This window comes from Pseudolabrys sp. (genome assembly GCF_035943735.1).
Taxonomy (GTDB): domain Bacteria; phylum Pseudomonadota; class Alphaproteobacteria; order Rhizobiales; family Xanthobacteraceae; genus Pseudolabrys.
The window spans coordinates 471,060-493,982 of the sequence record NZ_DASZBV010000016.1; the positions used below are offsets into that span (position 1 = coordinate 471,060).

26 protein-coding genes are annotated in these 22,923 nt (G+C 67.0%); 14 read left to right on the forward strand and 12 right to left on the reverse strand.

Going from position 1 to position 22,923, the window contains the following annotated elements:
• Positions 1-49: 49 nt before the first annotated feature.
• Genes VGV41_RS10660 through VGV41_RS10670 form a run of 3 tightly spaced genes read right to left on the reverse strand, consistent with a single transcriptional unit; the run spans position 50 to position 2,934 of the window.
• Entirely contained in the window at positions 50-970 is a 921-nt protein-coding gene (locus VGV41_RS10660) for an MlaD family protein (RefSeq protein WP_326863795.1), read from the reverse strand.
• A 23-nt stretch (positions 971-993) separates the two neighbouring features.
• On the reverse strand, positions 994-1,800 hold the full coding sequence (locus VGV41_RS10665; RefSeq protein WP_326863796.1) for an ABC transporter ATP-binding protein: 807 nt from the start codon (positions 1,798-1,800) through the stop codon (positions 994-996).
• A 3-nt stretch (positions 1,801-1,803) separates the two neighbouring features.
• Positions 1,804-2,934, reverse strand: coding sequence for an MlaE family lipid ABC transporter permease subunit (locus tag VGV41_RS10670; RefSeq protein ID WP_326863797.1), 1,131 nt, complete (start codon positions 2,932-2,934; stop codon positions 1,804-1,806).
• 157 nt (positions 2,935-3,091) lie between these two features.
• On the opposite strand from VGV41_RS10670, the gene dgcA reads away from it, so the two are divergent.
• From dgcA to VGV41_RS10685, 3 genes are all read left to right on the forward strand, one after another.
• Positions 3,092-4,081 carry an N-acetyl-D-Glu racemase DgcA gene (gene dgcA / locus VGV41_RS10675; protein WP_326863798.1) on the forward strand — a complete coding sequence of 330 codons (990 nt, stop codon included), beginning with the start codon at positions 3,092-3,094 and terminating at the stop codon, positions 4,079-4,081.
• An 89-nt stretch (positions 4,082-4,170) separates the two neighbouring features.
• Entirely contained in the window at positions 4,171-4,353 is a 183-nt protein-coding gene (locus tag VGV41_RS10680) for a hypothetical protein (protein ID WP_326863799.1), read from the forward strand.
• A gap of 255 nt (positions 4,354-4,608) precedes the next feature.
• Positions 4,609-5,208 (forward strand): hypothetical protein, encoded by a 600-nt coding sequence (locus VGV41_RS10685; RefSeq protein ID WP_326863800.1) that lies wholly within the window; start codon positions 4,609-4,611, stop codon positions 5,206-5,208.
• Here VGV41_RS10685 and VGV41_RS10690 read toward each other — a convergent pair.
• Positions 5,134-6,303, reverse strand: coding sequence for an MFS transporter (locus tag VGV41_RS10690; RefSeq protein WP_326863801.1), 1,170 nt, complete (start codon positions 6,301-6,303; stop codon positions 5,134-5,136). The two genes, VGV41_RS10685 and VGV41_RS10690, sit on opposite strands and share 75 nt — an antisense overlap.
• Before the next feature lie 76 nt (positions 6,304-6,379).
• Between VGV41_RS10690 and VGV41_RS10695 the strand changes: the two genes are divergently transcribed.
• Positions 6,380-6,937 (forward strand): hypothetical protein, encoded by a 558-nt coding sequence (locus tag VGV41_RS10695; protein ID WP_326863802.1) that lies wholly within the window; start codon positions 6,380-6,382, stop codon positions 6,935-6,937.
• A gap of 3 nt (positions 6,938-6,940) precedes the next feature.
• On the opposite strand, the gene VGV41_RS10700 is transcribed toward VGV41_RS10695, so the two are convergent.
• The 4 genes from VGV41_RS10700 to VGV41_RS10715 all read right to left on the reverse strand — a co-directional run bounded on the left by VGV41_RS10700 (position 6,941) and on the right by VGV41_RS10715 (position 10,637).
• Positions 6,941-7,930 carry a threonine/serine dehydratase gene (locus VGV41_RS10700; protein WP_326863803.1) on the reverse strand — a complete coding sequence of 330 codons (990 nt, stop codon included), beginning with the start codon at positions 7,928-7,930 and terminating at the stop codon, positions 6,941-6,943.
• Positions 7,931-7,987: 57 nt separating this feature from the next.
• Positions 7,988-9,049 (reverse strand): glycosyltransferase family 1 protein, encoded by a 1,062-nt coding sequence (locus VGV41_RS10705; RefSeq protein WP_326863804.1) that lies wholly within the window; start codon positions 9,047-9,049, stop codon positions 7,988-7,990.
• A gap of 11 nt (positions 9,050-9,060) precedes the next feature.
• Positions 9,061-9,870, reverse strand: a complete 810-nt coding sequence (locus tag VGV41_RS10710; protein WP_326863805.1) for a UDP-2,3-diacylglucosamine diphosphatase — start codon at positions 9,868-9,870, stop codon at positions 9,061-9,063.
• Between the two features lie 110 nt (positions 9,871-9,980).
• Positions 9,981-10,637, reverse strand: a complete 657-nt coding sequence (locus VGV41_RS10715; protein WP_326863806.1) for a class I SAM-dependent methyltransferase — start codon at positions 10,635-10,637, stop codon at positions 9,981-9,983.
• Between the two features lie 191 nt (positions 10,638-10,828).
• Between VGV41_RS10715 and VGV41_RS10720 the strand changes: the two genes are divergently transcribed.
• The gene (locus VGV41_RS10720) at positions 10,829-11,209 is read left to right on the forward strand and encodes a response regulator (protein WP_326863807.1); all 381 of its coding nucleotides are present in this window, start codon (positions 10,829-10,831) and stop codon (positions 11,207-11,209) included.
• 85 nt (positions 11,210-11,294) lie between these two features.
• On the opposite strand, the gene VGV41_RS10725 is transcribed toward VGV41_RS10720, so the two are convergent.
• Complete coding sequence (locus VGV41_RS10725) at positions 11,295-11,528, reverse strand: hypothetical protein (RefSeq protein ID WP_326863808.1); 234 nt, start codon at positions 11,526-11,528, stop codon at positions 11,295-11,297.
• Positions 11,529-11,875: 347 nt separating this feature from the next.
• Here VGV41_RS10725 and VGV41_RS10730 point away from each other — a divergent pair, with 347 nt between their 5' ends.
• On the forward strand, positions 11,876-12,655 hold the full coding sequence (locus tag VGV41_RS10730; protein WP_326863809.1) for an SDR family oxidoreductase: 780 nt from the start codon (positions 11,876-11,878) through the stop codon (positions 12,653-12,655).
• Between the two features lie 103 nt (positions 12,656-12,758).
• Positions 12,759-13,733 (forward strand): tripartite tricarboxylate transporter substrate binding protein, encoded by a 975-nt coding sequence (locus VGV41_RS10735; protein WP_326863810.1) that lies wholly within the window; start codon positions 12,759-12,761, stop codon positions 13,731-13,733.
• Positions 13,734-13,803: 70 nt separating this feature from the next.
• On the opposite strand, the gene VGV41_RS10740 is transcribed toward VGV41_RS10735, so the two are convergent.
• On the reverse strand, positions 13,804-14,709 hold the full coding sequence (locus tag VGV41_RS10740; protein ID WP_326863811.1) for a LysR substrate-binding domain-containing protein: 906 nt from the start codon (positions 14,707-14,709) through the stop codon (positions 13,804-13,806).
• A 147-nt stretch (positions 14,710-14,856) separates the two neighbouring features.
• Here VGV41_RS10740 and VGV41_RS10745 point away from each other — a divergent pair, with 147 nt between their 5' ends.
• A complete protein-coding gene (locus VGV41_RS10745) occupies positions 14,857-15,840 on the forward strand; it encodes a tripartite tricarboxylate transporter substrate binding protein (protein ID WP_326863812.1) in 984 nt (327 codons plus the stop codon).
• A gap of 40 nt (positions 15,841-15,880) precedes the next feature.
• On the forward strand, positions 15,881-16,933 hold the full coding sequence (locus tag VGV41_RS10750) for an ornithine cyclodeaminase family protein (protein ID WP_326863813.1): 1,053 nt from the start codon (positions 15,881-15,883) through the stop codon (positions 16,931-16,933).
• 122 nt (positions 16,934-17,055) lie between these two features.
• Here VGV41_RS10750 and VGV41_RS10755 read toward each other — a convergent pair whose 3' ends face one another.
• On the reverse strand, positions 17,056-17,409 hold the full coding sequence (locus VGV41_RS10755; RefSeq protein ID WP_326863814.1) for a hypothetical protein: 354 nt from the start codon (positions 17,407-17,409) through the stop codon (positions 17,056-17,058).
• Positions 17,410-17,643: 234 nt separating this feature from the next.
• Here VGV41_RS10755 and VGV41_RS10760 point away from each other — a divergent pair, with 234 nt between their 5' ends.
• Positions 17,644-18,636, forward strand: a complete 993-nt coding sequence (locus VGV41_RS10760; RefSeq protein WP_326863815.1) for a tripartite tricarboxylate transporter substrate-binding protein — start codon at positions 17,644-17,646, stop codon at positions 18,634-18,636.
• A gap of 6 nt (positions 18,637-18,642) precedes the next feature.
• Here VGV41_RS10760 and VGV41_RS10765 read toward each other — a convergent pair whose 3' ends face one another.
• Positions 18,643-19,545, reverse strand: coding sequence for a sugar ABC transporter substrate-binding protein (locus tag VGV41_RS10765; RefSeq protein ID WP_326863816.1), 903 nt, complete (start codon positions 19,543-19,545; stop codon positions 18,643-18,645).
• Positions 19,546-19,745: 200 nt separating this feature from the next.
• On the opposite strand from VGV41_RS10765, the gene VGV41_RS10770 reads away from it, so the two are divergent.
• From VGV41_RS10770 to VGV41_RS10785, 4 genes are read left to right on the forward strand one after another with little or no spacing between them, the layout of a single operon-like run.
• Complete coding sequence (locus VGV41_RS10770) at positions 19,746-20,489, forward strand: GntR family transcriptional regulator (RefSeq protein ID WP_326863817.1); 744 nt, start codon at positions 19,746-19,748, stop codon at positions 20,487-20,489.
• Positions 20,486-20,863, forward strand: coding sequence for a carboxymuconolactone decarboxylase family protein (locus VGV41_RS10775; RefSeq protein WP_326863818.1), 378 nt, complete (start codon positions 20,486-20,488; stop codon positions 20,861-20,863). Before VGV41_RS10770 ends, VGV41_RS10775 begins: the two co-directional genes overlap by 4 nt.
• Before the next feature lie 43 nt (positions 20,864-20,906).
• A complete protein-coding gene (locus VGV41_RS10780; protein WP_326863819.1) occupies positions 20,907-21,887 on the forward strand; it encodes a tripartite tricarboxylate transporter substrate binding protein in 981 nt (326 codons plus the stop codon).
• Between the two features lie 9 nt (positions 21,888-21,896).
• Complete coding sequence (locus tag VGV41_RS10785; protein ID WP_326863820.1) at positions 21,897-22,763, forward strand: isocitrate lyase/PEP mutase family protein; 867 nt, start codon at positions 21,897-21,899, stop codon at positions 22,761-22,763.
• Positions 22,764-22,923: the final 160 nt, after the last annotated feature.

A 22,923-nucleotide genomic window follows, 5' to 3' on the forward strand; every position in this document is an offset into this window, starting at 1 on the left:
TTCGGTGCGGCCTTTTTGTTTTCGTAGGCGGTTATCTGCGGATCGGAAACTACTGCCTCTTCGGCGCCGCGGCCGACGGGCTCGATCCGCCCCAGATCAGGCGGCTCGGATTCTTGTCGAGATTGTTGAGCACGCGGTCGGCGGTCGACAAGGTGCGCTGGAAGCTCGCCGACATGACATCGATCTGTTTCGTGCCCGCAGACGTCATGCGGTTGACGCCGGTAGCGATCTCGGCGGTACGCTTGTCGACATTCGTGACCAGGCTGTGCACCGAGCGCACGGTCTCGTTGATCTCGCCGCCCTTGCCGTCCTTGCCGCCGGTCAGATCCTCGAGCCCTTGCGCGATATGATCGAAGCGCTGGGCGTTGGTCGCCAGCACGCCGCTGAACTTGTCGACGTTGGTCAAGGTGGAGTCGATCTTGTCGGTCGAGTTGGCGAGCGCGGCGGAGAACTTGTTGATGTTCTCGATCGCCTCGTGCAGCGCCTTCTGGTTTTCGGCGATGAGCTTGTCGAGCCGGCGCATGACATCACGCGCGCTCTGCGTCACGTCGACGGCGGAGCCGGCCGGGGCCTCCAGGAGCGGCGGCTTCGCCTTGGTGCCGGCCGCGACCGCGCCGCCGCTACCGCCCTTGAGCGAGAGCGAGGCGATGCCGGTCAGGCCCTGGAATTCGAGGCCGATGTCGGTGTTGTTGTAGATCGGAACCGATTTGTCGACCGCGACAGTCACGAGAACCTGCTGCGAGTGCTTCGGATCGAGCGAGAGGCCCGTCACCTCGCCGACGCGGATGCCGTTGAACATGACGGCGCTGCCGGTGCGAAGGCCGTTCACCGAGCCGTCGAAGGCGATCTGGTAATAGCCGCGATTGCCGCCGCCGCCAGAGCCCTGGAACCAGTAGATGAATCCGAACGCGCCGGCGATCACCACCAGCGTGAACAGTCCGATCAAGGTGTAGTTCGCCCGGGTCTCCATAGAGGGTCCTTATACCTTGCGAATTACGGCGCCGCCGCGGCGGGTTCCGCCACGGGGTGCGCCGCGCGCGAACGCTTGCCGCGAAAATAGGCCTTCAGCCAGGGATGCTCGGAGGCGAGCATCACGGCCATGTTGCCGGCGGCGATGATCTTGCCCTCCGCCAGCACCGCGATGCGGTCGCAGACCGTATGCAGGCTGTCGAGGTCGTGGGTGACCATGAACACCGTCAGCCCGAGCGTCCGCTGCAGCGTGGCGATCAAAGTGTCGAAGTCGCCGGCGCCGATCGGATCGAGGCCGGAGGTCGGCTCGTCGAGGAAGACGATGTCCGGGTCGAGCGCCAGCGCGCGGGCGAGCGCCACACGCTTGGTCATGCCGCCGGACAATTCGGACGGGATCTTGTCGAGCACGCTGGCGTCGAGCCCGACCATTTCCAGCTTGGCCAGCGCCAGTTCGTCCATCAGCCGCTGCGACAGATTCAGGTACTCGCGCAGCGGAAACTGCAAATTCTCCTTCACGGTCAGCGACGAGAACAGCGCGCCCTGCTGGAACAGCACGCCCCAGCGCCGCTCGACCGCCTGCCGCTCCTCGTCGCTCGCGGCGTCCATGTCCTGGCCGAACACGCTGATCGTGCCGCCGCGCTTCGGCAGCAGGCCGATGATGGTGCGCATCAGCACCGACTTGCCGGCGCCTGAGCCGCCGACGAAGCCCAGGATCTCGCCGCGATAGACGTCGAGGTCGACGCCGTTGAGCACGAGGCGCTCGCCGAAGCCGACCTTGACGCCGTGCGCCTCGATCACCGTCTCCTTCGCCTTGCCATTCCCTTGCGCCATTGCTCACATCCCGATCGAGGCGAAGAAAATGGCGAAGAAGCCGTCGAGCACGATGACCAGGAAGATCGACTCGACCACCGAGGCCGTCGTCTGCAGGCCGAGCGACTCCGAGGAGCCCTTCACTTTCAGGCCCTCGATGCAGGCGACGACGCCGACCACCAGCGCCATGAACGGCGCCTTGATCATGCCGACTTCGAAGGTCTTCAGGTCGATCGCCTCCTTCAGCCGCTGCAGGAAGATGTCGGGATCGATGCCGCCGTATAGCCAGGCCACCAGCCCGCCGCCATAGAGTGCGGCGAGCGAGCCGAGGAAGGTCAGGATCGGCACGCCAATGATCAGCGCCAGCACGCGCGGCACCACCAGCACCTCGATCGGGTCGAGGCCCATCGTGTGCAGCGCGTCGATCTCCTCGCGCATCTTCATCGAGCCGAGCTCTGCGGTGTAGGCGGAGCCCGAGCGGCCGGCCACCATGATGCAGACGATGAGCACGCCCAATTCGCGCAACACCAGGATGCCGATCATGTCGACGACGTAGATGTCGGCGCCGAACTTGCGGAAATGGAAGATGCCCTGCTGCGAGATGATCGCGCCGACCAGGAAGGTGATGAGCAGGACGATCGGCACGCCGCGCCAGGCGACGTTGTCGAGCTGGTGCACCAGCGAGGTGAAGCGGAAGCGGCGCGGATGCGCGATGACGCGGACCAAAGCGACGCAGAGCGCGCCGAGCATGTTGAGGACGGAGGTCAGAGTGTCGCCGATGCCGGCGACGTTGCGGCCGAGCGCCGCCAGTCCAGCGACGATGCGGTTGCCGCCGTCATGCGATGGCGCTTCGAGCTTGATCTGATGCAGCTCGTCCATCAGCGCCCGGTAGTCCTGCTTGAGGCCGGTGACTTCGGTGGCGCAGCCCCGGCTGGTGAATGAGCGCACCAGCCGCTCAAGCAGCCAGGCGCCGAACGTGTCGAGCCGCTCGACCGCCGCCATATCGATGGCGACCGACTTCGCGTCCGCGTGGCGGCGCGCTGCGGCGTCGATCTCACGCTCGAGCGGCGTGGCGTTGTGCGAGGTCCACGCGCCGCTTGCGGAAAGACGCAAAGTTGCGCCTTCCGTCCTGTCGATCAGCAGTGCATCCGCCATTGCGGGGGGGCCTCAAATGCTGCCGTATGCCCGGGAATCGTGCGAAGGAACGGCTGGGGTATTAAACCGACTCACTCTCCCCGAAAGAGCGAGTGTGACCGATACTTGACCCAGCCGGCGGAACCTGTCGAGGGTTTCGGCAAGTCGGATATTGAAGATGACGCGCCGTCTGTCTCTTTCCGTCGCGATCGAACGCTGGCCGATCGCGGGTTCCTTCACCATCAGCCGCGGCTCGAAAACCGAGGCCATGGTCGTGGTCGCCGAATTGGGCGACGGCAAGGCACGCGGCCGGGGCGAATGCGTGCCCTATGCGCGTTATGGCGAAACTGTGGAGGGCGTGGCGGCGGCGATCGAGGCGTTGCGGCCGCGGCTCGAAGCCGGGCTCGACCGTTCGGGGCTGCAGGCGGCGCTGCCGCCGGGCGCTGCCCGCAACGCGCTCGACTGCGCCTTCTGGGACCTCGAGGCCAAGGCGACCGGCCGCTCCGCCGCCGAACTGGCCGGCCTGCCGCCGCTCAAGCCGCTGGTGACCGCTTACACCATCTCCATCGGCGCACCGGAGGAGATGGCGCGGGCGGCGGAGCGCGAGGCGCAGCGTCCGCTGCTCAAGGTCAAGCTCGGCCGCGATGGCGATCCGGCGCGCATCGCCGCCGTCCGCCGCGCCGCCCCCGGCGCCACCCTGATCGTCGACGCCAACGAGGGCTGGGACGAGCGTCACCTGGAAGCCAACCTCGCCGCCTGCGCCGAGGCCGGCGTTACCCTGGTCGAGCAGCCTCTTCCCGACGGCCGCGACGGCGCGCTGGCGCGGATCGCCCGGCCGATCGCCGTCTGCGCCGACGAAAGCGCCCATGCGCGGGACTCGCTCGCGGCGCTGACCGGCCGCTACGACGCGGTGAACGTGAAACTCGACAAGGCCGGCGGCCTCACCGAGGCGCTGGCCATGGCGGCGGAAGCCGAGCGGCTCGGGCTCAAGCTGATGGTCGGCTGCATGGTGGCGACGTCGCTCTCCATGGCCCCGGCCGTGCTGGTCGCCCAGCGCGCCGACGTGGTCGATCTCGACGGCCCCCTGCTGCTGGCCAGGGACCGTCCCGAGCCCCTGCACTATGCCGGCAGCCGCGTCGACCCGCCCTCGCCGGCCCTGTGGGGCTGAGCGACCACCCGCGGCCCCTTGCGCTTGATCAAGGCGGGGCTCTGCCGATGCGTGCAGGGTGCGAGCGTCGCAACCGATGGGCCGCAACCGTGCCAAATTCGCAGCAGCTTGCCGAGCGTCTGCGCGCGCATGCGCGGCTCTACCGGCACATTGCCGAACAGATGTGGAGCGAGACCCGGGCCGAGGAACTCATCCGCCTCGCCGAGGAATGCGTGCGTGCGGCCGAAATCGCGGAGGCGACGGCGGCAAAGAACAAGCCGGACGCGGCCTGAGGCGCACGCCGCAATTGCAATTCCCTGCCAATTCCGTCCGCATTGTGTGGCGTACGAAAGGGCAAAAACATTGTCCGTCATCTGGCGTTCCGGGAACTCATGCCGATCGATAAAATTTAATGTAATTGCCCGGCTTTGTTCACCAAACGTGCACCGTTTTTTGGTTAACCAATCCTTTCCATCGTCCCCCGTTCAGCCTACACTTCTGATGAAATAACAACCGCCAGTCGCGGACACGTCACGGGGACGGGGGTCATGCGTTTCGGGAGCCTGGTTCTGGTTTGCGTTGCGATGCTGGCATCCGCTGTGGTGCCTGCATCGGCCACGATGCGGATTTCCGAGGACCGCGGCGGCCAGATCGGCCAGTACCTACAGAATTACGCGACGCTCCGCTCATCCGGCGAGCGCGTCGTCGTCGACGGCAACTGCCTCTCTGCCTGCACGCTGCTGCTCGGCGTCATCCCCCGCGACCGCATCTGCGCCACCTCGCGCGCGCGCTTCGGGTTCCACGCGGCGTGGATGCCCGACGACAACGGCCGGCCCGTGACCAGCCCGCTCGGCACCGAAGCCTTGTGGAACATCTATCCGACGTCGGTGCGACGCTGGATCAATCGACACGGCGGTCTGACGCGGCACATGATCTTCATGCAAGGCACGGATCTGCATGGCGTGGTCGCGAGTTGCGACGGCGTGCGCACCTATCAGGTGCGGGCGGAACACCGCTATCGCGACGTGGAGCATCGCCGCCCTATGCACGTCGCGCGCAGCTATCGCGCCCGCTCAGTCATGCGCCACACTCATTATCACCGGACGGCCCGCTATTCGGGCGCATATTCCGCCAGCGACCGCCGCTAGCGCCATCGCGGTGTAGGCCGCCACGCCGAATTTCGCATAGAGCAGACCGGCCAGCGCGCTCATCAGCGCCATCGTGATGCTCTGCGCAATGGCGAGATGGCCCTGCGCCGTCGCCGCCTGCCCATCCGGCGCGTGCCGCGTCACGTAAGTGAGCGCGCCAAGATAGGTCGTGCCGAACGTCAGCGCGTGCAGGATCTGTAAAAACGGCAGCAGCGCCTCAGGCGGATTGAGCGCCATGGCGCCCCAGCGCACGAGCCCGCCAACCGCACCGAGCGTCAGTAGCGTTGTCGGCGAGACGTTCAGGCGTCCGGAGAACGCGAACAGCACGATCTCGGCGAGCACACCGATTGCCCATAAAGCGGCGATGCTGCCGCCGCCGAGGCCTTCGGCGCGCCATTGCAGCACGGAGAAGCCGTAATAGACGGCATGACTACCCTGGATGAGGCTCGCCGCCGCCAGCACGGCGAGAAAGCGGCGGTCGCGCAAGAGGCCAGCCCTGGCGAGATGCGGCGCCGCGGCCGCGGCGGCGCGTGTCGAGATCGGCTGCAAGGTAATAGCGGCCAGTGCGACAAGTCCGCTCGCTCCCACCAAAAGCCAGATCAAATGCCGCGCCGGCAGCACGTCGAGCGCGGCACCGGCGGCAAAGCTGGCGACGATAAAGGCCGCCGATCCCCACAATCGCACCGGCCCGTAAGCGCGGCCGCGCGCCGACAGGCCTTTCAGCGCATAGGTTTCGGTCAGCGGCATCACCGGCGCATAGAGCAGCGAGGCGAAGGCATAGGTGAGAAAGATCGCCAGCGTCCCCGCCGAGAGACCGACCAGCACGAAGGCGAACACGCTCGCCGCGGCGCAGACGACGATCGCCAGCCGCAGTTCGTCGCGGCGGTCGGCCTCACGCGCCGCAAACGGAATGCCGGCGACGCGCACCAGCGACGGCACCGCCACCAGAAGCCCGATCAGCGCCGGATCGATGCCCTTCGCTCTCATCCACACGGGCAGGAACGGCAGCTGGATGCCGGAGAAGATGAAAAGGCCGATATAGAGCCCGGCGAGGCGCGGCGCGAAGCCGAGACGCAGGGCGGTCCGAGGCGGCATGGAGCGCAGGTCCACCGTTGGCCGGCTGGCCGAATCAGCCGTCATGATTGATAAACTGCGCAGGCAGGGATTGCACATGTCCAGCGAAGCGCTCGCCGCGCCGGCGGACGGCCCGAGCGAGGACGACTATAAGGCGTTCTACAGCGTGCTCGCCTCGAGCGCGCGCGGCCGCGCGTTCCTGGCCGAGCACGCCCGCCGCGCCCGCCATGCCGAGACCGAGACGCTGCTCGCCGCGATCGCGCGCATCGAGGCGACCTTGGCCGAGCAACGCACGCCCGAGCCGACGCGGGCAGCGCCGCCCGCCACCACCGCGCTCGCCGCCGTGGCCGCGCAGGCGATCGCCGCCGCCGAGAGCGACCTGCCTGTGATGAAGGTGATCAAGGCCGGGCGGATGCCGCCGCCCGCCCGCTTTGCCGGCGACGATTTTGCGGCGGAAGAGCCGGCCGGAGCCGAGCCCGCGCCTGACGCGGCGAGCGAGCCGGTGGTCGAAGCGACGGACGTTGCGGTCAGTTCGAACGTCATCGCTGCCGAGGTCCCCGCCGAGCACGTCGCGCCGCCGGGCACCGCCGTCGCCGAGGCGCTTGCCGCCATCCTCGCGCTCAGCGAGGAAGAACGTCTCGCGCTGTTTTCGTAAGGGCTAAGCCGCGATCAACGTCGCAAACAGCGCGGCGTCGACATTACCGCCCGACAGCACGCCGGCAACCACCTTGCCTGTGAGATCGAGCTTGCCGGCGAGCATCGCCGCGAGCCCCACCGCGCCGCCCGGCTCGACCACGAGCTTCAATTCCTCGAAGGCATAACGCACGGCAGCGCCAACCTCCGCATCGGTGACGCTGAAGCCCTGCCCGATCAGCGTGCTGGTGATCGGAAATGTCACCTCGCCCGGCGTCGCGCTCATCAGCGCGTCGCAGATCGAGCCGCTCATGCGCGCATTCGTCTCGCGCTTGCCGCTCTTGAACGAGCGCAGCGTGTCGTCGAAGCCGTCCGGTTCGACCGTATAAATCGAAACGTCCGGCGCGCGCGCCTTCAGCCCCAGCGCCGTGCCGGCGGCAAGTCCGCCGCCCGAGGCGCCGATGAAGAGCACGTCGGGTTTGAGCCCCTGCGCCGCCAGATCCTCGGCGATCTCACGGCCGATCGTGCCCTGCCCGGCGACGATCAGCGGATCGTCGTAAGGCGGCACCAAAGTCGCGCCGCGCTCGGCCATGATTCGCTCGGCGATGGCGGCGCGATCCTCCGTGTTGCGATCGTAGGCGACCACCTCGGCGCCGAGCGCCTCGGTGCGCCGGCGCTTGGCCACCGGCGCATCCGACGGCATCACGATCACCGCCGGCATACCGAGCAGCTTCGCCGCAGCGGCGACGCCCTGCGCGTGATTGCCGGACGAATAAGCGACGACGCCGGCGGCGCGCTTGTCCGCCGGGATCGACGAGCATTTGTTGTAGGCGCCGCGGAATTTGAACGAGCCGGTCCGCTGCAACGTCTCCGCCTTGAGGAAGACGCGGGCCGAAAGATGCGCATCGAGCGCGGGATTGTTGATCAGCGGCGTGCGCACGGCGACGCCCAGAATGCGAACGGCGGCGGCATCGACGTCGGCGGCGGTCGGCAGCGGCTTGGCGTGTGCGGTCATGCACGCGAGGGTAACGCATTTCCGGCCGGCAATCACGCGGCTCGAGCCGGCGCCTGCCTACGCCGCCACTGAGCGCCGCAGCCGGCGCGCGCGCTTCTTGCGCAGCGGCGTGTTGCCCTCGCGCACGTGCTGCAGGAACAGCCGCGCGCTCTCCGTCCAGGTCATCTTCAGCGCAAACTCGCGCGCCGCGTCGCGCGAGCAGTCGAGCGCGCCGAGGCAGGCGCGGCGCAAATCGTCATCGAGCACGCCGACCGGCGCAGCGCCGATCACGTCGCGCGGCGCATCCGCCGGAAAGGCCGCGACCGGCACGCCGCTCGCCAGCGCCTCGAGCAGCACCAGCCCGAACGTATCGGTGCGGCTCGGGAACACGAACACGTCGGCGGCGGCGTAGACCTCGGCCAGCGCAGCGCCGTGCCTGGCGCCGAGGAACACCGCGTCGGGATATTGCCGCGCCAGCGACGCACGCGCCGGGCCGTCACCGACCACGACTTTCGTCCCCGGCAGATCGAGGGCGAGGAACGCGTCGATGTTCTTCTCCACCGCCACGCGTCCGACGGTCAGAAAGATCGGCCGCGGCAAATCGAGCGTCGCGTCCTCGCGCGGACAGAACAGTTCCGCATCGACGCCGCGCGTCCACAGCTTGACGTTTCGGAAGCGGCGGCCGGCGAGTTCCTGCGTCAGCGTCGGCGTCGCCGCCATCACCGCCGTCGCCGGCGCGTGAAAGCGGCGCAGCCACGCCCAGGTGAGATCGGACGACCAGCGGCTCGCCAGCGGCACGCGCTCGGCGATGTAGTCGGGAAAGCGCGTGTGGAAGCTGGTGGTGAACGGCAGGCCGCGGCGCAGGCAGACGCGGCGCATCGCGTGTCCGAGCGGCCCCTCCGTCGCGATGTGGATCGCGTCGGGGCTAATCGCATCGAGCCGCCGTTCGATCATGCCGGGCGACACGAGCGAGAGGCGAATTTCGGGATAGCTCGGCATCGGCACGGTGCGGAATTCGCCGGGCGCGAGGAATTGAATTTCGGCGCCGAGCGCCGGCGCCTCGCGCGCGACCTGGCCGAGCGTGCGCACAACGCCGTTCACCTGCGGATGCCAGGCGTCGGTCGCGATCAGGATTTTCATGAAGTCTCCGCTCACGCCGCCCGCGCCGAGGCGAGCTCGGCGTCGTCCCGCTCGAGGGCCTGCGGCGCCTCCAGCACCTTGGTCCAGGTGATGATCTCGAAGGTGCCGTCGTGCCGCTCGCCGATCGCCGTGCAGCTCTCGACCCAGTCGCCGCAATTGAGGTAACGCAGGCCGAAGTCGTCGTGCAGCGCCGGCGTGTGGATGTGGCCGCAGATGACGCCATCGGCCTGGTGCCGCTGCGCCTCGGTAGCGAGCGCCTTCTCGAAGGCGCCGATGTAGTTCACCGCGTTCTTGACCTTGTGCTTGGCCCACTTCGACAGCGACCAATAGGGCGCGCCGAAGACGCGGCGCAGGCCATTGAACACGCGGTTGGCGGTGAGCGCGAAGTCGTAGGCCTTGTCGCCGAGCAACGCCAGCCAGCGCGCCTGCGTCACCACGAGGTCGAACATGTCGCCATGGACGACGAAGTAGCGCTTGCCGTCGAGGCCCTCGTGCACGATATGCTCGACCACCTCGATGCCGCCGAAATGCGTGCCGTAATAGCCGCGCAGGAATTCGTCGTGGTTGCCGGGAATATAGACGACGCGGGCGCCTTTGCGCGCCTTGCGCAGGAGCTTCTGCACCACGTCGTTGTGCGCCTGCGGCCAGTACCAGGAGGATTTCAGCGCCCAGCCGTCGACGATGTCGCCTACGAGATAGAGCGTGTCGGAATCGTGCCAGCGCAGGAAATCGAGAAGTATTTCCGCCTGACAACCGCGCGCGCCGAGATGAACGTCGGAGATGAAGAGCGCGCGATATCGCTTCGTGGCGAGGTCCGTCACGAGCCGATTCTCGTTGGAATGCTGTTCATGTGACGTGGCGTCTAGCATGGTTCTATTGCAATTTTATGACACCGCTTCACCCTCGCCCTCCAGGGGAGGGACAAGAGAACTCACGCCGCCGCCCGCTCCTGCGCCAGCCGACGGAAACGCACCAAGGTGTAGAAGCCGAACGGCTTGACCTTGCGCCGCTCGATCAATTCCGCGCCGCCGTGGCTCTCGGCCCAGGCGGCAAGCCGCTGGAACGGAAATTCCGGTCTCAAGCCCACCTTGCGCGCTCGCTCGGCCAGCAGCCGCTCGACCGCGGCCGCGAGCCCCTTCTCCGAATAGAGATGATTGACCAGGATGATCTGCCCGCCCGGCCGCACCACGCGCGCGCATTCCGACAGAACGCGCTCCGGATCCTCGACCAGAGTGATGACGAACTGGCCGACGACGCAGTCGAATGTCGCGTCGTCAAACGTCATCGCCGCGGCATCCATCACCGCGAGCTGCTTGACGAAGGGATAGCGGCCCGTGGCGGCCCGCTCCTGCGCCCGCGCGATCATCGGCGCCGACATGTCGATGCCGGTGATCTCCGTGGTCGCACCGTAGTCGTCGAACGACAGGCCGGTGCCGACGCCGATCTCGAGAATGCGTCCGCCTACCTCACGCGCGGCGGCGGCGGCGGCGCGGCGGCCGCTCAGGAACACCGGACCGCACAACGTATCGTAGACCGGCGCCCATTTGGCATAGGCCTTCTCCATCACATCCTTGGCGGGATCGCGCATGAATGCCCCTCGCGAATCAGAAAACCTTCGGTGCGTGCGGGGCTAGCAAGCTTCTGCGACAGTGCCGCGACACACGACGGCCGGCGCTCGGGCGCGCGTGCCTCGCCCTGGACAAGGAAATGTTCGGTTCCTTGCGAACTTGCGGCGAGGTGTCGCGTTGGCCCCCAGAGGTACTAATTTGAGGCCGACCTATGAAGCAGCCGCATCAGCCGCGCCGTTCGATCGCCGTTGTTGTCGACGACGACGCGGCGCAGAGATTTCTCTGTGGAACATTGTTCGAGGAAGCGGATTTCGAGGTCGCCGAATGCTCGACCGCCGACGAGGCATGGGAGCTTATTCAAGCGCGCCGCGATGATGTTCAGTTGTTGTTCACCGACATCTATCTGCCCGGCAGCATGGACGGCATCGAGCTTGCGCGACGGGTGCACGACGCGCTCCCCGAAGTGCCGGTGATCGTCACTTCCGGCGCCGCCGGCGAACGCATTCACGAGTTGCCGCCGCGCGCGGAGTTTCTCGCCAAGCCGTGGCGGCCGCTCGATTTGCTGATCCGCGCTGAACGTTTCCGCGCCTGAGGCGCGCCGCCTCCGAGCCGAGGGCTCCGCGCAAAATAAAAGAGCTCCCGCGCGCGGCGGGAGCTCCTTCAACGTCGCTCGCGACTCAGTTGCAGCGGCGGATTCTCCTGGTGTAGCCGTCTTCGTGCACGACGATCGTGCGGCAATGCCGACGATGAACGACCACGGTCTCGTCGCGGTCGCGGCGCCAATCGTGATCGCGATGAACGCCGACGCCGATACCCACCGGGCCCGCACCGACATAGACGCCTTCCGCATTCGCCGGCATAGCGAGTGCAATTCCGGCAGCAGCAAGCATTCCAATTACCAGCGTGCGCATATCAGCCTCCATGCTTATGCATGATCTGACAACCCGCTCGCCGGGCGATTGGTTCCGAGCCGTCGCCGAATGGTGGCCGGCGTTGATCCGGCGCAATAGCGCGCGCGTTCTCGCCAAGCCGCAATCAGCGGATCGAGCGGACCCCACCGCCGAACGCACGCGTGCCTGACGCGGGCCACCCCACAAAATGAATGAGGCTCCCGATCGCGGCCGGGAGCCCTTTTTGCGGCCGGCGCAATAGCCGTCCGGCCCGGCTGCGGACGGCCGAGAGCGCCGCTCTTGACCGGCTCGCGCCCACGCATTCTAACAGGCGGCCTGTTTCACCGACCCCTCGTGAGGACACCGCCATGGATCTCGGCATCGCCGGCCGCAAGGCTATCGTCTGCGCTTCGAGCCGCGGGCTCGGCCGCGCCTGCGCCGAGCAGCTGGCTGAGGCCGGCTGCGCGGTGGTGATCAACGGCCGCGACGAGGCGCGCCTTGCCGCCACCGCCGCCGAGATGGCCAAGCGCTATAGCGTGAAGGTGACGCCGGTCGCCGCCGATCTCGCCACGCCCGAGGGCCAGAAGGCGCTGCTCGCCGCCTGCCCCGACCCCGACATCCTGATCAACAACAATGGCGGTCCGCCGCTGCGCGACTTCCGCGAGTTGACGCGCGAGCAGATGCTTGACGGCGTCGTCGGCAACATGGTCGTCGCCATCGAGCTCATCCAGAAGACGATCGGGCCGATGCTCGAGCGCCGCTTCGGCCGCATCGTCAACATCACCTCCGGCTCGGTGAAGATGCCGCTCGCCGGCCTCGACCTCTCCTCCGGCGCGCGCGCGGGCTTGACCGCTTTCCTCGCCGGCGTGGCGCGCTCGGTCGCCGACAAGAACGTGACCATCAACCACATCCTGCCCGGCGCCTTCGACACCGACCGTCTCAAGGGCACGCTGAAAAAACTGGCCGAGACGAAAGGCATCTCGCTCGAGGAGGCGGCCAAGCAGCGCGCCGCATCGGTCCCGGCCAAGCGCTTCGGCCAGCCGGACGAGTTCGGCGCGGCTTGCGCCTTCCTGTGTTCCGCGCAGGCCGGCTACATCACCGGGCAGAACCTGCTGATCGACGGCGGCGTGTTTCCCGGCGCGTTCTGAGACGCAGCACGCGCTGGACGCCTGGGCGCCGCCGAATGTCGCAATCTGCCGCTGCCGTCGTAAGCTGAAGCGATCAAGAACAATCGCGGTCGGGAGGACAACAATGAAACGCGCTATCGCCTGGCTCATCGCAGCCGCCCTGAGTGGCACCATGCCGCTTGGTGCTCTCGCGGCCGAGACCTTCCCGGACAAGCCGATCCATTTGATCGTGGCCTACGCGCCGGGCGGCACCGGCGACGTCATTGCCCGCATCGTCGCCGAGAAGCTCGGCGAGACGCTCCACCAGCCGATCGTCGTGGAGAACCGCGCGGGCGCCAGCGGCGCCATCGGTGCGCGCTACGTCGCGGCGGCGGCGCCGGACGGCTACACGCTCCTCGTCGGGCAGACCGCCGAAATCTCCATCAATCAGAGCCTGTTCGCCAATCAGGGCTACGATCCCGACAAGGACCTGATCCCCATTGCGCTCGCCGGCGTCGTGCCCCTCGCCCTGACGGTGCCCGCCAGCGCGCCTTACTCGACGCTTGCCGACTTCGTGAAGGTGATCAAATCCGGCAAGGAGGTTACCTTCGCCTCCGCCGGCACCGGCACGCCCGGCGATTTCGCCGGCGAGCTGCTCAAGCTGCGCCTGAAGGGCAACATGGTGCATGTGCCATACAAGGGCGCGGGTCCGGCGCTGAACGATCTCCTCGGCAATCATGTCGACATGTATTTCCCGGGCTTCCCCGCGGTGCTGCAGCACATGAAAGGCGGCACGCTGAAGATCCTCGCCACATCGACCGCGCGGCGCGTGAAGGTCGCGCCGAACATTCCGACCGTGGCCGAAGTCACCGGCATAAAGGAATTCGATTTCAGTCTCTGGGCAGGGCTGTTTGCGCCGAAGGGAACGCCGGCGCCCGTCATCGAGGCGCTCAACACCGCCTTCAATCAAACCTTGAACGATCCCAAGATCAACGCGCGTCTCGCCGACACCGGAGCGCAGGTCACCGCCATGACGACCGCCGAGTTCTCCGGCTTCGTCCACGCCGAATCCGAAAAATACAAGAAGCTCATTCAGGAGACCGGCGTGAAGGTGAAGTGAGGCGGCGGCCGCAGACCGTCAGCGTGCCGAGCGACTGCGCGAATGGCCGCGTCCTGACTCGAGGCCGCGCTCACGCACGGGACACGACGTCGAACTTCAAACCCCTGACCATCGTCAAAAATGCACGCATCAACGGGTTGGTGTCGTTCGATCGGACGATGATCGTCGTCTCCGACTGGCTCCCGGTCCCGGCGATGCGCCGGTAGGCGATTCCGGGCACCGCGATGCGCTCGTGCGATGTGGTGACCGCGCCGATGCCGAGCCCGGAGGCCGCGAGCGCCAGCACCGAAAGCATGTCCTGTGCGCGCGCGACGATGTTGACCGACGCGTCCGGCGCGCAAGGCAGGATCAGGTCCTCCCACAGCCGGGTCTCCTTCTGAAGGATCGCCGCCAGAAGCGGTTCGCCGGCGAGTTCCGCAGGCGGCACGGATTTGAGGCGCGCGAGGCGGTGTCCCTCCGGGATCGCCAGGATATACGGCTCGGAATGGATGCGGATCCCGGTCAGCCCCGATGGATACCGCTTCAGTGTCCGCGTGATGCCGGCGTCGAGGCGGCCTTGCGCGACGGCCTCCATTTGCGCGTAGGTCTCAAGACGCTGGAGTTGAAAAAAAACATCGGGCCGCGAGGCGCCGAACGTGCGCGTGATCTTCTGCAGGATGCCGCTGGTGACCGCTGCCATCACGTAGCCGAGCATGATGGTGCCGACTTCGCCGCGACCTGCCTTCCGGCCGATCAACGCGGCCCTGTCGAACTGCAGCACGGCCGCCCGCGCCTCCGGCAGGAAATTGCTGCCCGCCTGGGTGAGCGAAATGGCGCTCTTGGTTTTCCGGTTCAGCAGGCGCGCGCCCAACTCGCCTTCCAGCGCGCGCAGTTGCTGGCTGAGCGTGGCAACGGACACGTTCAGCCGGTCGGCCGCCCGCCCGAAATGCAGGTCCTCGGCAAGGCAGACGAAATAGCGAAGATGGCGCTGCTCCATGGGGACGATTGTTAGCCTGGACTAAACAAAAAAGGCAAGCGAGTGGAATGAAACCTCGCGCAATGCGTGTTTAGATTTCAAAAGCCCTCAGGGAGACGGCCCCGGGCTGACAAAACGCTGAATAATAAAGCCGCCGGGGAGCGAAAGATGGGTCTTCATCGCCGTCAGGTTCTGCTGTCCATGGCCGGCGCGCTTGCCGCGAGGCCGCTTGCGGCCTTCGCGGCGGGATATCCGGACCACCCGATCAAGCTGGTCGTGCCATTTGCCGCCGGCGGCATCACCGACGTGCTCGGCCGCGTCTGGGCCAACGGCGCCGCGCCGGAATTGGGAACGATCGTGATCGAGAACCGCGGCGGCGGCGGCAGCATGATCGGCGCGACGGAAGTCGCGCACGCTGCGCCGGACGGCTACACGCTGCTGGTCGGCAATACCAGCAATCAAGTGCTCAATCCGGAGCTGATGGCATCCCCGCCGTTCAACGCGGAGAAGGATCTGATCGCGCTGGCCATCTTCACCGCCATTCCGAACGTCATCGTCGCCTCGGCGTCGCTGCCGGCGCGCGATTTGAAGGAGCTCGCCGCCTACGCCCGGAAAAATCCCGGCAAGCTGTCGTACGGCTCCGCCGGCGTCGGCACGATGACCAACCTGTCCGGTGAGCTGTTCAAGAAGCTCGGCGGCGACCTGAACATCGTCCACGTGCCCTACCGGGGCGGCGCGCCGGTCATCGCCGACCTGATCAGCGGCACCTTGCCCATCGCGTCGCTGAGCGTCGCCGCGCCCCTGCTCGCGCTTCACAAGCAGGGCAAGATCCGCATCCTCTGCGTCGAAGCGGAAAAGCGCCTGACCATCGCGCCGGATATCCCGACGGCGGCAGAATCCGGCTTCCCCGACCTCGTTGTCGAAGTCTTCGACGGCATCTTCGCGCCGACGGGGACGCCGCAGCCCGCCATCGACAAGGTGGTGGCCGCGAACGCGATAGCGATGAAGAACCCGATCGTGCTGGGAACGATCGAGAAGGTGGGCGGACATCCGATGTCCTTCACCGATCCCGGGTCCGCGGCGAAGTTCATGGCCATAGAACGCAATCGATGGCGGCCAATCATCCGGGAGATCGGCATCCCGAAGCGCTGATCGGCCGACGCCTTCGCTCTTACATTTTTGGAGTCTCTCCATGCCTGTCCTCTTGAAGCCACAGGAGCTGCACGGTCTTGTCGATATGGAATCCGCCATCGACGCCGTCAGCGAGGCGTATCGCGGCGCCGTCGAATTCCCCGTGATCAACGCGCCGCGGCGGCGCGTGCACGCCCCCACCGGCGTGCGCGTGAGCAATTTCCCCGGCGGCGTTCATTCGCTGGGCGTCATCGGCTCCGGGACGCGGGCCGAATTGGTCCGGCAGGCCGACGGCAATCAGCACTACGATTTCCGCGAGCACCCGGTGCACGTCCTGTGCGACTCGAACACCTCGCAGTTGATGGGCATCGTTCTGGGCGAGGTGACGGAGAAGACGCTCGGGCCCTCCAGTCTCATGGCCTTCCGCACCGCCGCGACGAGCGGCGTCGGCTTTCGCTTCCTCGCTCCCCGGAACGCGAAAGCGGCAGGCGTGTTCGGCTCGGGCGGACAGGCCGCCTACCAGTTGCTCGCGCTGCTGACCGAGCGGCCGCAAATATCGAAAGTGTTCGTGTACAGCCGTTCGCCGGAAAACCGGAAGGCCTTCGCCGAGCGCTATTCGAAGCTGTTCGGCGTCGACATCCAGCCGGTCGAGGACGCGCGCGCGGTCGTGGAGCCGGCCGACGTCATCGTCTGCGCCACCAACACGAACAAGGTGCTGTTCGACGGCGCCTGGCTGCGGCCGGGGCAGCATGTCACCGGCATCATCGGCGGCAACATCCAGCTCGTCGAAGGCGGCTTCCTGAAGCAATCCCGGCGCGAGCTCGACAATACGACGGCGCAGCGCGCCAACGTCATCGTCACCAATCTGCGCGAGTCGATCCTGAGCGAAAAACAGGGCGACCTGTGGGAGCCGCTCGAAAAGGGGCTGATCAAGCTCGCCGACATCTTCGAGCTCGGCGAGCTGGCCGCCGGCGACAAGCCCGGCCGCACCGACGAGACGCAGATCACCTATCACAAGAACAACAACGGCACGGGCGCCGCCGACCTCGCCTTGACGACGCTCGCCTATCGCAAGGCGATCAAGGCCGGACGCGGCATGGACATCGCCATGTAAGTCGCCGCGCAAGCGGCACCGGCATAACCGAAGCGGACCAGCGCCGCGATCACAATGATCGCGCAGACCGAACGAAACGAGGAGCCGCGATCGGGCGGCTCCTCGTCGCGTCGGGCCGGGGATCAGCCTTCCTTCGGCGCGCCCGGCAGGTACATGCTGTGGTGATGATGATGGGTCTTCTTGATGATGATCTTGCGGTGATGGTGGTGGTGGCGACGCTTGATGATGATCTTCGTGTGGTGGTGATGATGATGGTCTGCGGCGAGCTGGACGCGGCCACCGGCCTGCTGCATGCGCGCCGCGTCGTCGGCGGCGAGCAGCGTCGGCGCATCGCTCACCGGGCCCAGTAGCTCGGCGTACGACGCCGCCTGCGGCAACGGCGTAATGGTCGCATCGTGCTGGGTGGCGGCATGGGCGGCGCCCGTCGTCGCCAGGCCGGCGACAGCGCCGAGAAGACCTGCGAGCTTTTTGTCCATCGATAGCTCCAAAATGCGTGCGCGAGGCCGGATTGGCCGCAGTCCGCCGCACCCCGAGGAACCGCGCCCTCCCTTGTTGGGTTCCGGATTGCGAGAACAAATAATGAGTTGTCGGGGGAAGCCGGTTTCGGCATCCTGATACGCCCGGCCGACAAGGCCGCGGGCGCTCAAAGCGTCAAAGTCATAAAAATGACAGTCGGACCGCACGCTCGCGCGACGACACAGGGGGGTCTCATGAAATTGTCTCGCCGCAATATGCTGCAACTGGCCGCGGGCGCCGCCGCCCTGCCGGTCCTCGGAAACCTCGCACGGGCGGACGCCTATCCGACGCGGCCGATCACCCTGGTCGCGCCCTTTCCGGCCGGCGGCCCGGTCGACACTTTGGCGCGCATCATGGGCGACCATATGCGCCGGACGTTGGGCCAGCCGATCATCGTCGAGAACGTTGCGGGCGCGGCCGGCAGCATCGGTGTCGGCCGCGTCGCGCATGCCGCGCCCGACGGCTACACGCTCATTCTCGGCCAATGGAGCACGCACGTCGCCAACGCCGCGATCTACAAATTGCAATACGACACGCTGACCGACTTCCAGCCGATCGCCCTGCTGTCGAACAATCCCGGGCTCATCGTCGGACGCAAGGATCTGCCGGCCAACAACCTCAAGGAGCTCATCGCCTATCTCAAGGCGCATCCCGGCACGGTGCGGCAAGGCACGTCCGGCGTCGGCGGCTTCGGCCACATCGGCGGCGTGTTCATGGACAAGATGGTCGGCACGCGCCAGCAATTCATCCCCTACAAGGGCGCCGCGCCGATGATGCAGGATCTGCTGGCCGGCCGCGTCGACATGCTGATCGATACGCCGACCTCGTCGATCCCGCAGATCCGCGCCGGCACCATCAAGGGCTATGCCATCATGTCCAAAAAGCGTCTGGCGGCCATACCCGACGTGCCGACCGTGGACGAAGCGGGCGTGCCGGAATTGTACCTGTTGCAGTGGAATGCCATCTGGGCGCCGAAGGGCACGCCACGCGACGCCGTGGAAAAGCTCAACAAGGCGGCCATTGCGGCGATCGCCGACCCGGCCGTGCACAAGCGGCTGGCGGATCTCGGGCAGGATTTCTACCCGCCGGAGCAGATGACCCCGGAAGCGCTTGGCGCATTCCAGAAGGCCGAGTTGGACAAGTGGGTGCCGATCATCAGCGCGGCGAATATCAAGGCCGGCGGCTGACGGCGCTCACCGCCGCGCGATCACCGCGTCCCACGCGGGACAGAGCCGCTCCTCGAAGGGGCGGCTCCAGTCCGCGCAATTGCGGCGATCGACGATCTGCACCGGCAGGATGATCTCAGACGGGATGCGCTCACCGTCGAGATGGCGGATGGCCGCTTCCATCCCGATGGCGCCCATCGCCATGGCGTCGAAGTTGGCGCTCGCCAGCATGCGCCCCGACGTTATCGCCGCGATCGCGTCCGGGGTGGCGTTGACGCCGGCAATCGACGGCAGCCGGTCGATGCCTCGCTCGGCCATCGCGTCGAGGACGCCGAGAGCCATATGGTCGTTCGCGCACAGGACAGCGTCGACGCCATCGAGGCGGTCGGCGGCCTCGAGCCAGGCTTGCCTGGCGATATCGCGGCGATAGTCGCCACGCAGCGACACGCGCACACTTATTCCGGGATGCTGCGCGAGCGCCCGCTGAAATCCGGCAAGGCGCGCTCTGCTCGTCGGCGATGCGGCCGCGCCTTCGACGATGACGACGTCACCGCGTCCGGACATCGCGTCGAAGAGATAGCGCGCGAGGTCCAGGCCCAGGGCTTCGTCATCCGAACCGACGAAGCACACGCGCCGTCCGGCAGTCGTGCGCGCAACGATGTTGACCAGCGGGATATGCGCGGCGTCGAACTTCACGATGGCGTCGTTGACCGCCGTCTCGTGGACCGGCGTGAAGAGCACCGCGTCCGGGCGCGTGGCGATGGCGCGCTCGATGAGCGCGATCTGTTCGTCGACATCATCCGGCTGGACGGGAACGTAATGGCTGGTGACGACGCCGAGCCGCGCCGCGGTGCGGTCGGCGCCGATGCGGGCGCCCTGGTAGCCGGGGTTGACCCGGTTCTTGGTGAAGACGGCAATGCGGCGCGGCATGCAGGCACTCGGGTCTCGCGGACATTCACGCGACCGAGATCGGTATCAGGGGCCCGCCGCGGGCGGAAGCCGGCGCGCTTGCGGGCAACCCGCCCGTTCGAACTGACCGCAGGGCGAAAGTCGGCCAAGGTCGAAATCGATAGATTACGATAAAATCGATTTTGCGCGGATCGGTTATGACGATCGGAGCGGACATCCACGTGACCGACAGAACGCTGACCGCCGCGCTCGTCGACCACCTGCGACAGGCGATTGTCGCCGGCCGGTTCAAGCCGGGCGACCGGCTGCGGCTGACCGACCTGCGCGACGAACTTGGCGTGAGTCTCAGCCCGCTGCGCGAGGCGCTGATGAGCCTGAGTGCCGAGCGCCTCGTGGACGTCGAGGCACAACGCGGTTTCCGGATGCCGCCCGTATCCGAAGCCACGCTCAAGGAAATCACCACCCTGCGCATCGAGTTCGAGAGCATGGCGCTCCGCGCCGCGATGGAGCACGGCGATCTGGCGTGGGAAAGCGGCATAGCCGCCGCGCTGCATCGGCTGCTCGGCACCGGCCGGGCGCCGTCCGGCAGCGGGCTGCAGGAATGGGAAAGCGCGCATCGCGCCTTCCACATGTCGCTGTTGTCGGCCTGCGCGATGCCGCTGCTGTTGAATTTCTGCTCCCTGCTGCACGATCACAGCGACCGCTACCGGCGGCTGTTCCTGCGCACGCATGCCGGCGACCGCGACGTGCCGGGCGAGCACACGCGCATCGCCGAGTTGACGATGGCGCGCAAGGTCGACCAGGCCTGCGCCCTGCTCCGCCAGCACATCGCGCGAACCGGCGTGAACGTCCGCCGCGCCTTGACGTCCGAGCCGGGCGCGGCCGCCTCGCCGTCACCGAAGCCTAAAAAACCGCAAGGCCGTTCGGGCCGGCCGGGCTCCTCACGAACGACGGACAGACGATGAGCACAGACAAAACGCTCGCCGACTTCGAGCGGCGCTATCAGGACATGATCGGCCACGTGCCGCCCAAGATCGCCAAGCGGCTCAAGCTCGGCATGGCGGTGGACCCTGATCTCGTCGCGGCGCTCGAGGACTGGCGGATCGCCGCGCTCACGCCCGACGCGCTCGACGCCAAGACGGTGCAGCTCATCTGCTTTGCCGTCCTGCTGGCGCAGACATCGGAGGCCGCGGCCAACCACGCGCGCGCGGCGGTCAAGGCCGGCGCGACCGTCGAGGAGCTTCATGCCACGGCGGGCCTGGCGACGCTCTTCCGCGGCGTTGCCGCGTTCAATCTCGCCGGTGAAATGATCAGCGGCCTGTTTCCGGACAAAGCATGACAACAATGGCCGCTCCTGTCGGCCTGGCGAAGGGAGAACAACAATGTTGAAGGCGACATCGAGGCTAGCGGCGGCGACCGCGGCCGTGCTGTTTCTGACGGCGGCCGGTCACGCTGCCGGATTTCCGGACCACCCGATCCGCATTCTCGTCGGTTTCGGCGCCGGCGGCGCCAGCGACATCGCCGCGCGGGTGATCGCCGCCAAGATGTCGACCGAACTCGGGCAGCAGGTCGTTGTCGAGAACAAACCGGGCGCCAGCACCTCGATCGCCGGCGAAGCCGTCGCCACCGCCAATCCCGACGGCTACACCTTGTTTCAGGCCGGCAACGCCAATGCGGTGAATGCAATCTCGACGCCGAAGCCGCCGTTCGACATTCTCACCGCCTTCGCGCCGATCGGTGTGGCGATCACGACGCCGAGCGTGCTGGTGGCGCATCCGTCGGCGGGCATCACGTCGGTCAAGCAACTGATCGCGAAGGCCAAGGAGAAGCCCGGCAGCATCATGTACGGCTCGTCCGGCGCCGCCGCCGTGTCGCATCTGGCCGCCGAATACATGGCGCACGAAGAGCAGATCAAGCTCACGCACGTCCCGTACAAAGGCAGCTCGCAAGCCATGACCGATCTTCTGGCGGGCCGCGTGCAGATCATGTTCGCGCCGATTTCCACCGCGCTGCCGATGATCCGCGACCACCAGCTTGTCCCGCTCGCGGTCACGTCCGACACGCGCGAGAAGGAGTTGCCCGATGTGCCGACGCTTGCCGAGGCGGGCGTGAATGGCGTCGACATGGCCATCTGGTCGGGCTTCGTCGCGCCGAAAGGCACGCCGGCGGACCGCATCGCCATCCTCGGCGACGCGCTGCAGAAGGCCCTCAAGAGCGACGACGTGCGCAGCAAGCTCGACGTGCACGGCATCCAGACCGTCCCCGGCGCCGGGCCGGAGGCGTTCAACAAACACATGAAGAGCGACATCGAAAAGCTGCAGAAGCTCGTGCGCGATACGGGCATCAAGCTCGGTGCCGAGTAAGGAACTCCAATGCAGACATTGAAGGCACTCGTCGACGCCGGCGATTTCGTCGTCGCGCCCGTTGCATTGAACCCGGTGATGGCGCGCCTCGCCGAAGACGCCGGCTTCAAGGCGGTCTATCTCAGCGGCGGCTCGCTCGGCTGGCTCAAATGCGTGACGGAAGCCAACCTCAGCCTCTCGGACATGGTCCAGGTGGCCGTCGACATCCGCAGCGTGAGCAGGATTCCGATCGTTCTCGACGCCGGCGGCGGCTGGGGCGAGCCGGTGCACATCCACCGCACCATCGCGATGTCGGAAGCCGCCGGCTTCGCGGCCATCGAGATCGAGGACCAGTATCTGCCGCGGCGGGTGCAGCACCATATCGGCGAGGAGAACCTCATTCCGCCCGAGTCGATGGTCGACAAGATCAAGGAAGCGGTCGCCGCGCGCACCGATCCCAATCTCATCGTTATCGGGCGCACCAATGCACGTCGTCTGCACGGCCTCGACGAGGCGCTTCGCCGCGGCGAGATGTACCACTGCGCCGGTGCCGATATGCTGTTCATCCACTCCCGCGATCCGGAGGAGCTGCGCCGGATCGCCGAACGGCTTCCCGCCCCGTTGATGATGTTCGCGCCCCAGGACGGCTTTTCGAGCTTCGGCATTACGCCGGCCGAATTGACGAAGCTCGGCTATCGTCTCGCGGCCTCGTCGGGCACCGCCTTCGCGGCGATGTACAAGGCGGTGCGCCAGTCGTACGAAGCCCTCGCGCGCGGCGAGGTCGACCCGCTGCTGGGCAAAGGCGGCGCGGTCGCGGAAATGAAACGCGCGCACGACACCACCGGATTGCAAAAGCTTCTGGACATCGAAAAGCGAACCACGAAGCGTGTCGGCTGACATCCTCGCGACCTGATCCGGCGGAAATGGGCGGGTGCCGGCGGACCGGCGGGCGCCCGCCCGCTCCTGCGTCGTCGTGCTCGTCTCCGCAGCCTAGCGAAGATTGGCGAGGTCCGCGGAGATCGCCCCTGCCGCAGCACACAATGCTTCGGCATGCTCT

What these genes read in the sequence shown, in the direction of transcription:
- VGV41_RS10660 (WP_326863795.1), bottom strand. Translation starts at nt 970, where the DNA reads ATGGAGACCCGGGCGAACTACACCTTGATCGGACTGTTCACGCTGGTG.
- VGV41_RS10665 (WP_326863796.1), bottom strand. Translation starts at nt 1,800, where the DNA reads ATGGCGCAAGGGAATGGCAAGGCGAAGGAGACGGTGATCGAGGCGCAC.
- VGV41_RS10670 (WP_326863797.1), bottom strand. Translation starts at nt 2,934, where the DNA reads ATGGCGGATGCACTGCTGATCGACAGGACGGAAGGCGCAACTTTGCGT.
- dgcA (WP_326863798.1), top strand. Translation starts at nt 3,092, where the DNA reads ATGACGCGCCGTCTGTCTCTTTCCGTCGCGATCGAACGCTGGCCGATC.
- VGV41_RS10685 (WP_326863800.1), top strand. Translation starts at nt 4,609, where the DNA reads ATGCGTTTCGGGAGCCTGGTTCTGGTTTGCGTTGCGATGCTGGCATCC.
- VGV41_RS10690 (WP_326863801.1), bottom strand. Translation starts at nt 6,303, where the DNA reads ATGCCGCCTCGGACCGCCCTGCGTCTCGGCTTCGCGCCGCGCCTCGCC.
- VGV41_RS10695 (WP_326863802.1), top strand. Translation starts at nt 6,380, where the DNA reads ATGTCCAGCGAAGCGCTCGCCGCGCCGGCGGACGGCCCGAGCGAGGAC.
- VGV41_RS10700 (WP_326863803.1), bottom strand. Translation starts at nt 7,930, where the DNA reads ATGACCGCACACGCCAAGCCGCTGCCGACCGCCGCCGACGTCGATGCC.
- VGV41_RS10705 (WP_326863804.1), bottom strand. Translation starts at nt 9,049, where the DNA reads ATGAAAATCCTGATCGCGACCGACGCCTGGCATCCGCAGGTGAACGGC.
- VGV41_RS10715 (WP_326863806.1), bottom strand. Translation starts at nt 10,637, where the DNA reads ATGCGCGATCCCGCCAAGGATGTGATGGAGAAGGCCTATGCCAAATGG.
- VGV41_RS10720 (WP_326863807.1), top strand. Translation starts at nt 10,829, where the DNA reads ATGAAGCAGCCGCATCAGCCGCGCCGTTCGATCGCCGTTGTTGTCGAC.
- VGV41_RS10725 (WP_326863808.1), bottom strand. Translation starts at nt 11,528, where the DNA reads ATGCGCACGCTGGTAATTGGAATGCTTGCTGCTGCCGGAATTGCACTC.
- VGV41_RS10730 (WP_326863809.1), top strand. Translation starts at nt 11,876, where the DNA reads ATGGATCTCGGCATCGCCGGCCGCAAGGCTATCGTCTGCGCTTCGAGC.
- VGV41_RS10735 (WP_326863810.1), top strand. Translation starts at nt 12,759, where the DNA reads ATGAAACGCGCTATCGCCTGGCTCATCGCAGCCGCCCTGAGTGGCACC.
- VGV41_RS10740 (WP_326863811.1), bottom strand. Translation starts at nt 14,709, where the DNA reads ATGGAGCAGCGCCATCTTCGCTATTTCGTCTGCCTTGCCGAGGACCTG.
- VGV41_RS10745 (WP_326863812.1), top strand. Translation starts at nt 14,857, where the DNA reads ATGGGTCTTCATCGCCGTCAGGTTCTGCTGTCCATGGCCGGCGCGCTT.
- VGV41_RS10750 (WP_326863813.1), top strand. Translation starts at nt 15,881, where the DNA reads ATGCCTGTCCTCTTGAAGCCACAGGAGCTGCACGGTCTTGTCGATATG.
- VGV41_RS10755 (WP_326863814.1), bottom strand. Translation starts at nt 17,409, where the DNA reads ATGGACAAAAAGCTCGCAGGTCTTCTCGGCGCTGTCGCCGGCCTGGCG.
- VGV41_RS10760 (WP_326863815.1), top strand. Translation starts at nt 17,644, where the DNA reads ATGAAATTGTCTCGCCGCAATATGCTGCAACTGGCCGCGGGCGCCGCC.
- VGV41_RS10765 (WP_326863816.1), bottom strand. Translation starts at nt 19,545, where the DNA reads ATGCCGCGCCGCATTGCCGTCTTCACCAAGAACCGGGTCAACCCCGGC.
- VGV41_RS10775 (WP_326863818.1), top strand. Translation starts at nt 20,486, where the DNA reads ATGAGCACAGACAAAACGCTCGCCGACTTCGAGCGGCGCTATCAGGAC.
- VGV41_RS10780 (WP_326863819.1), top strand. Translation starts at nt 20,907, where the DNA reads ATGTTGAAGGCGACATCGAGGCTAGCGGCGGCGACCGCGGCCGTGCTG.
- VGV41_RS10785 (WP_326863820.1), top strand. Translation starts at nt 21,897, where the DNA reads ATGCAGACATTGAAGGCACTCGTCGACGCCGGCGATTTCGTCGTCGCG.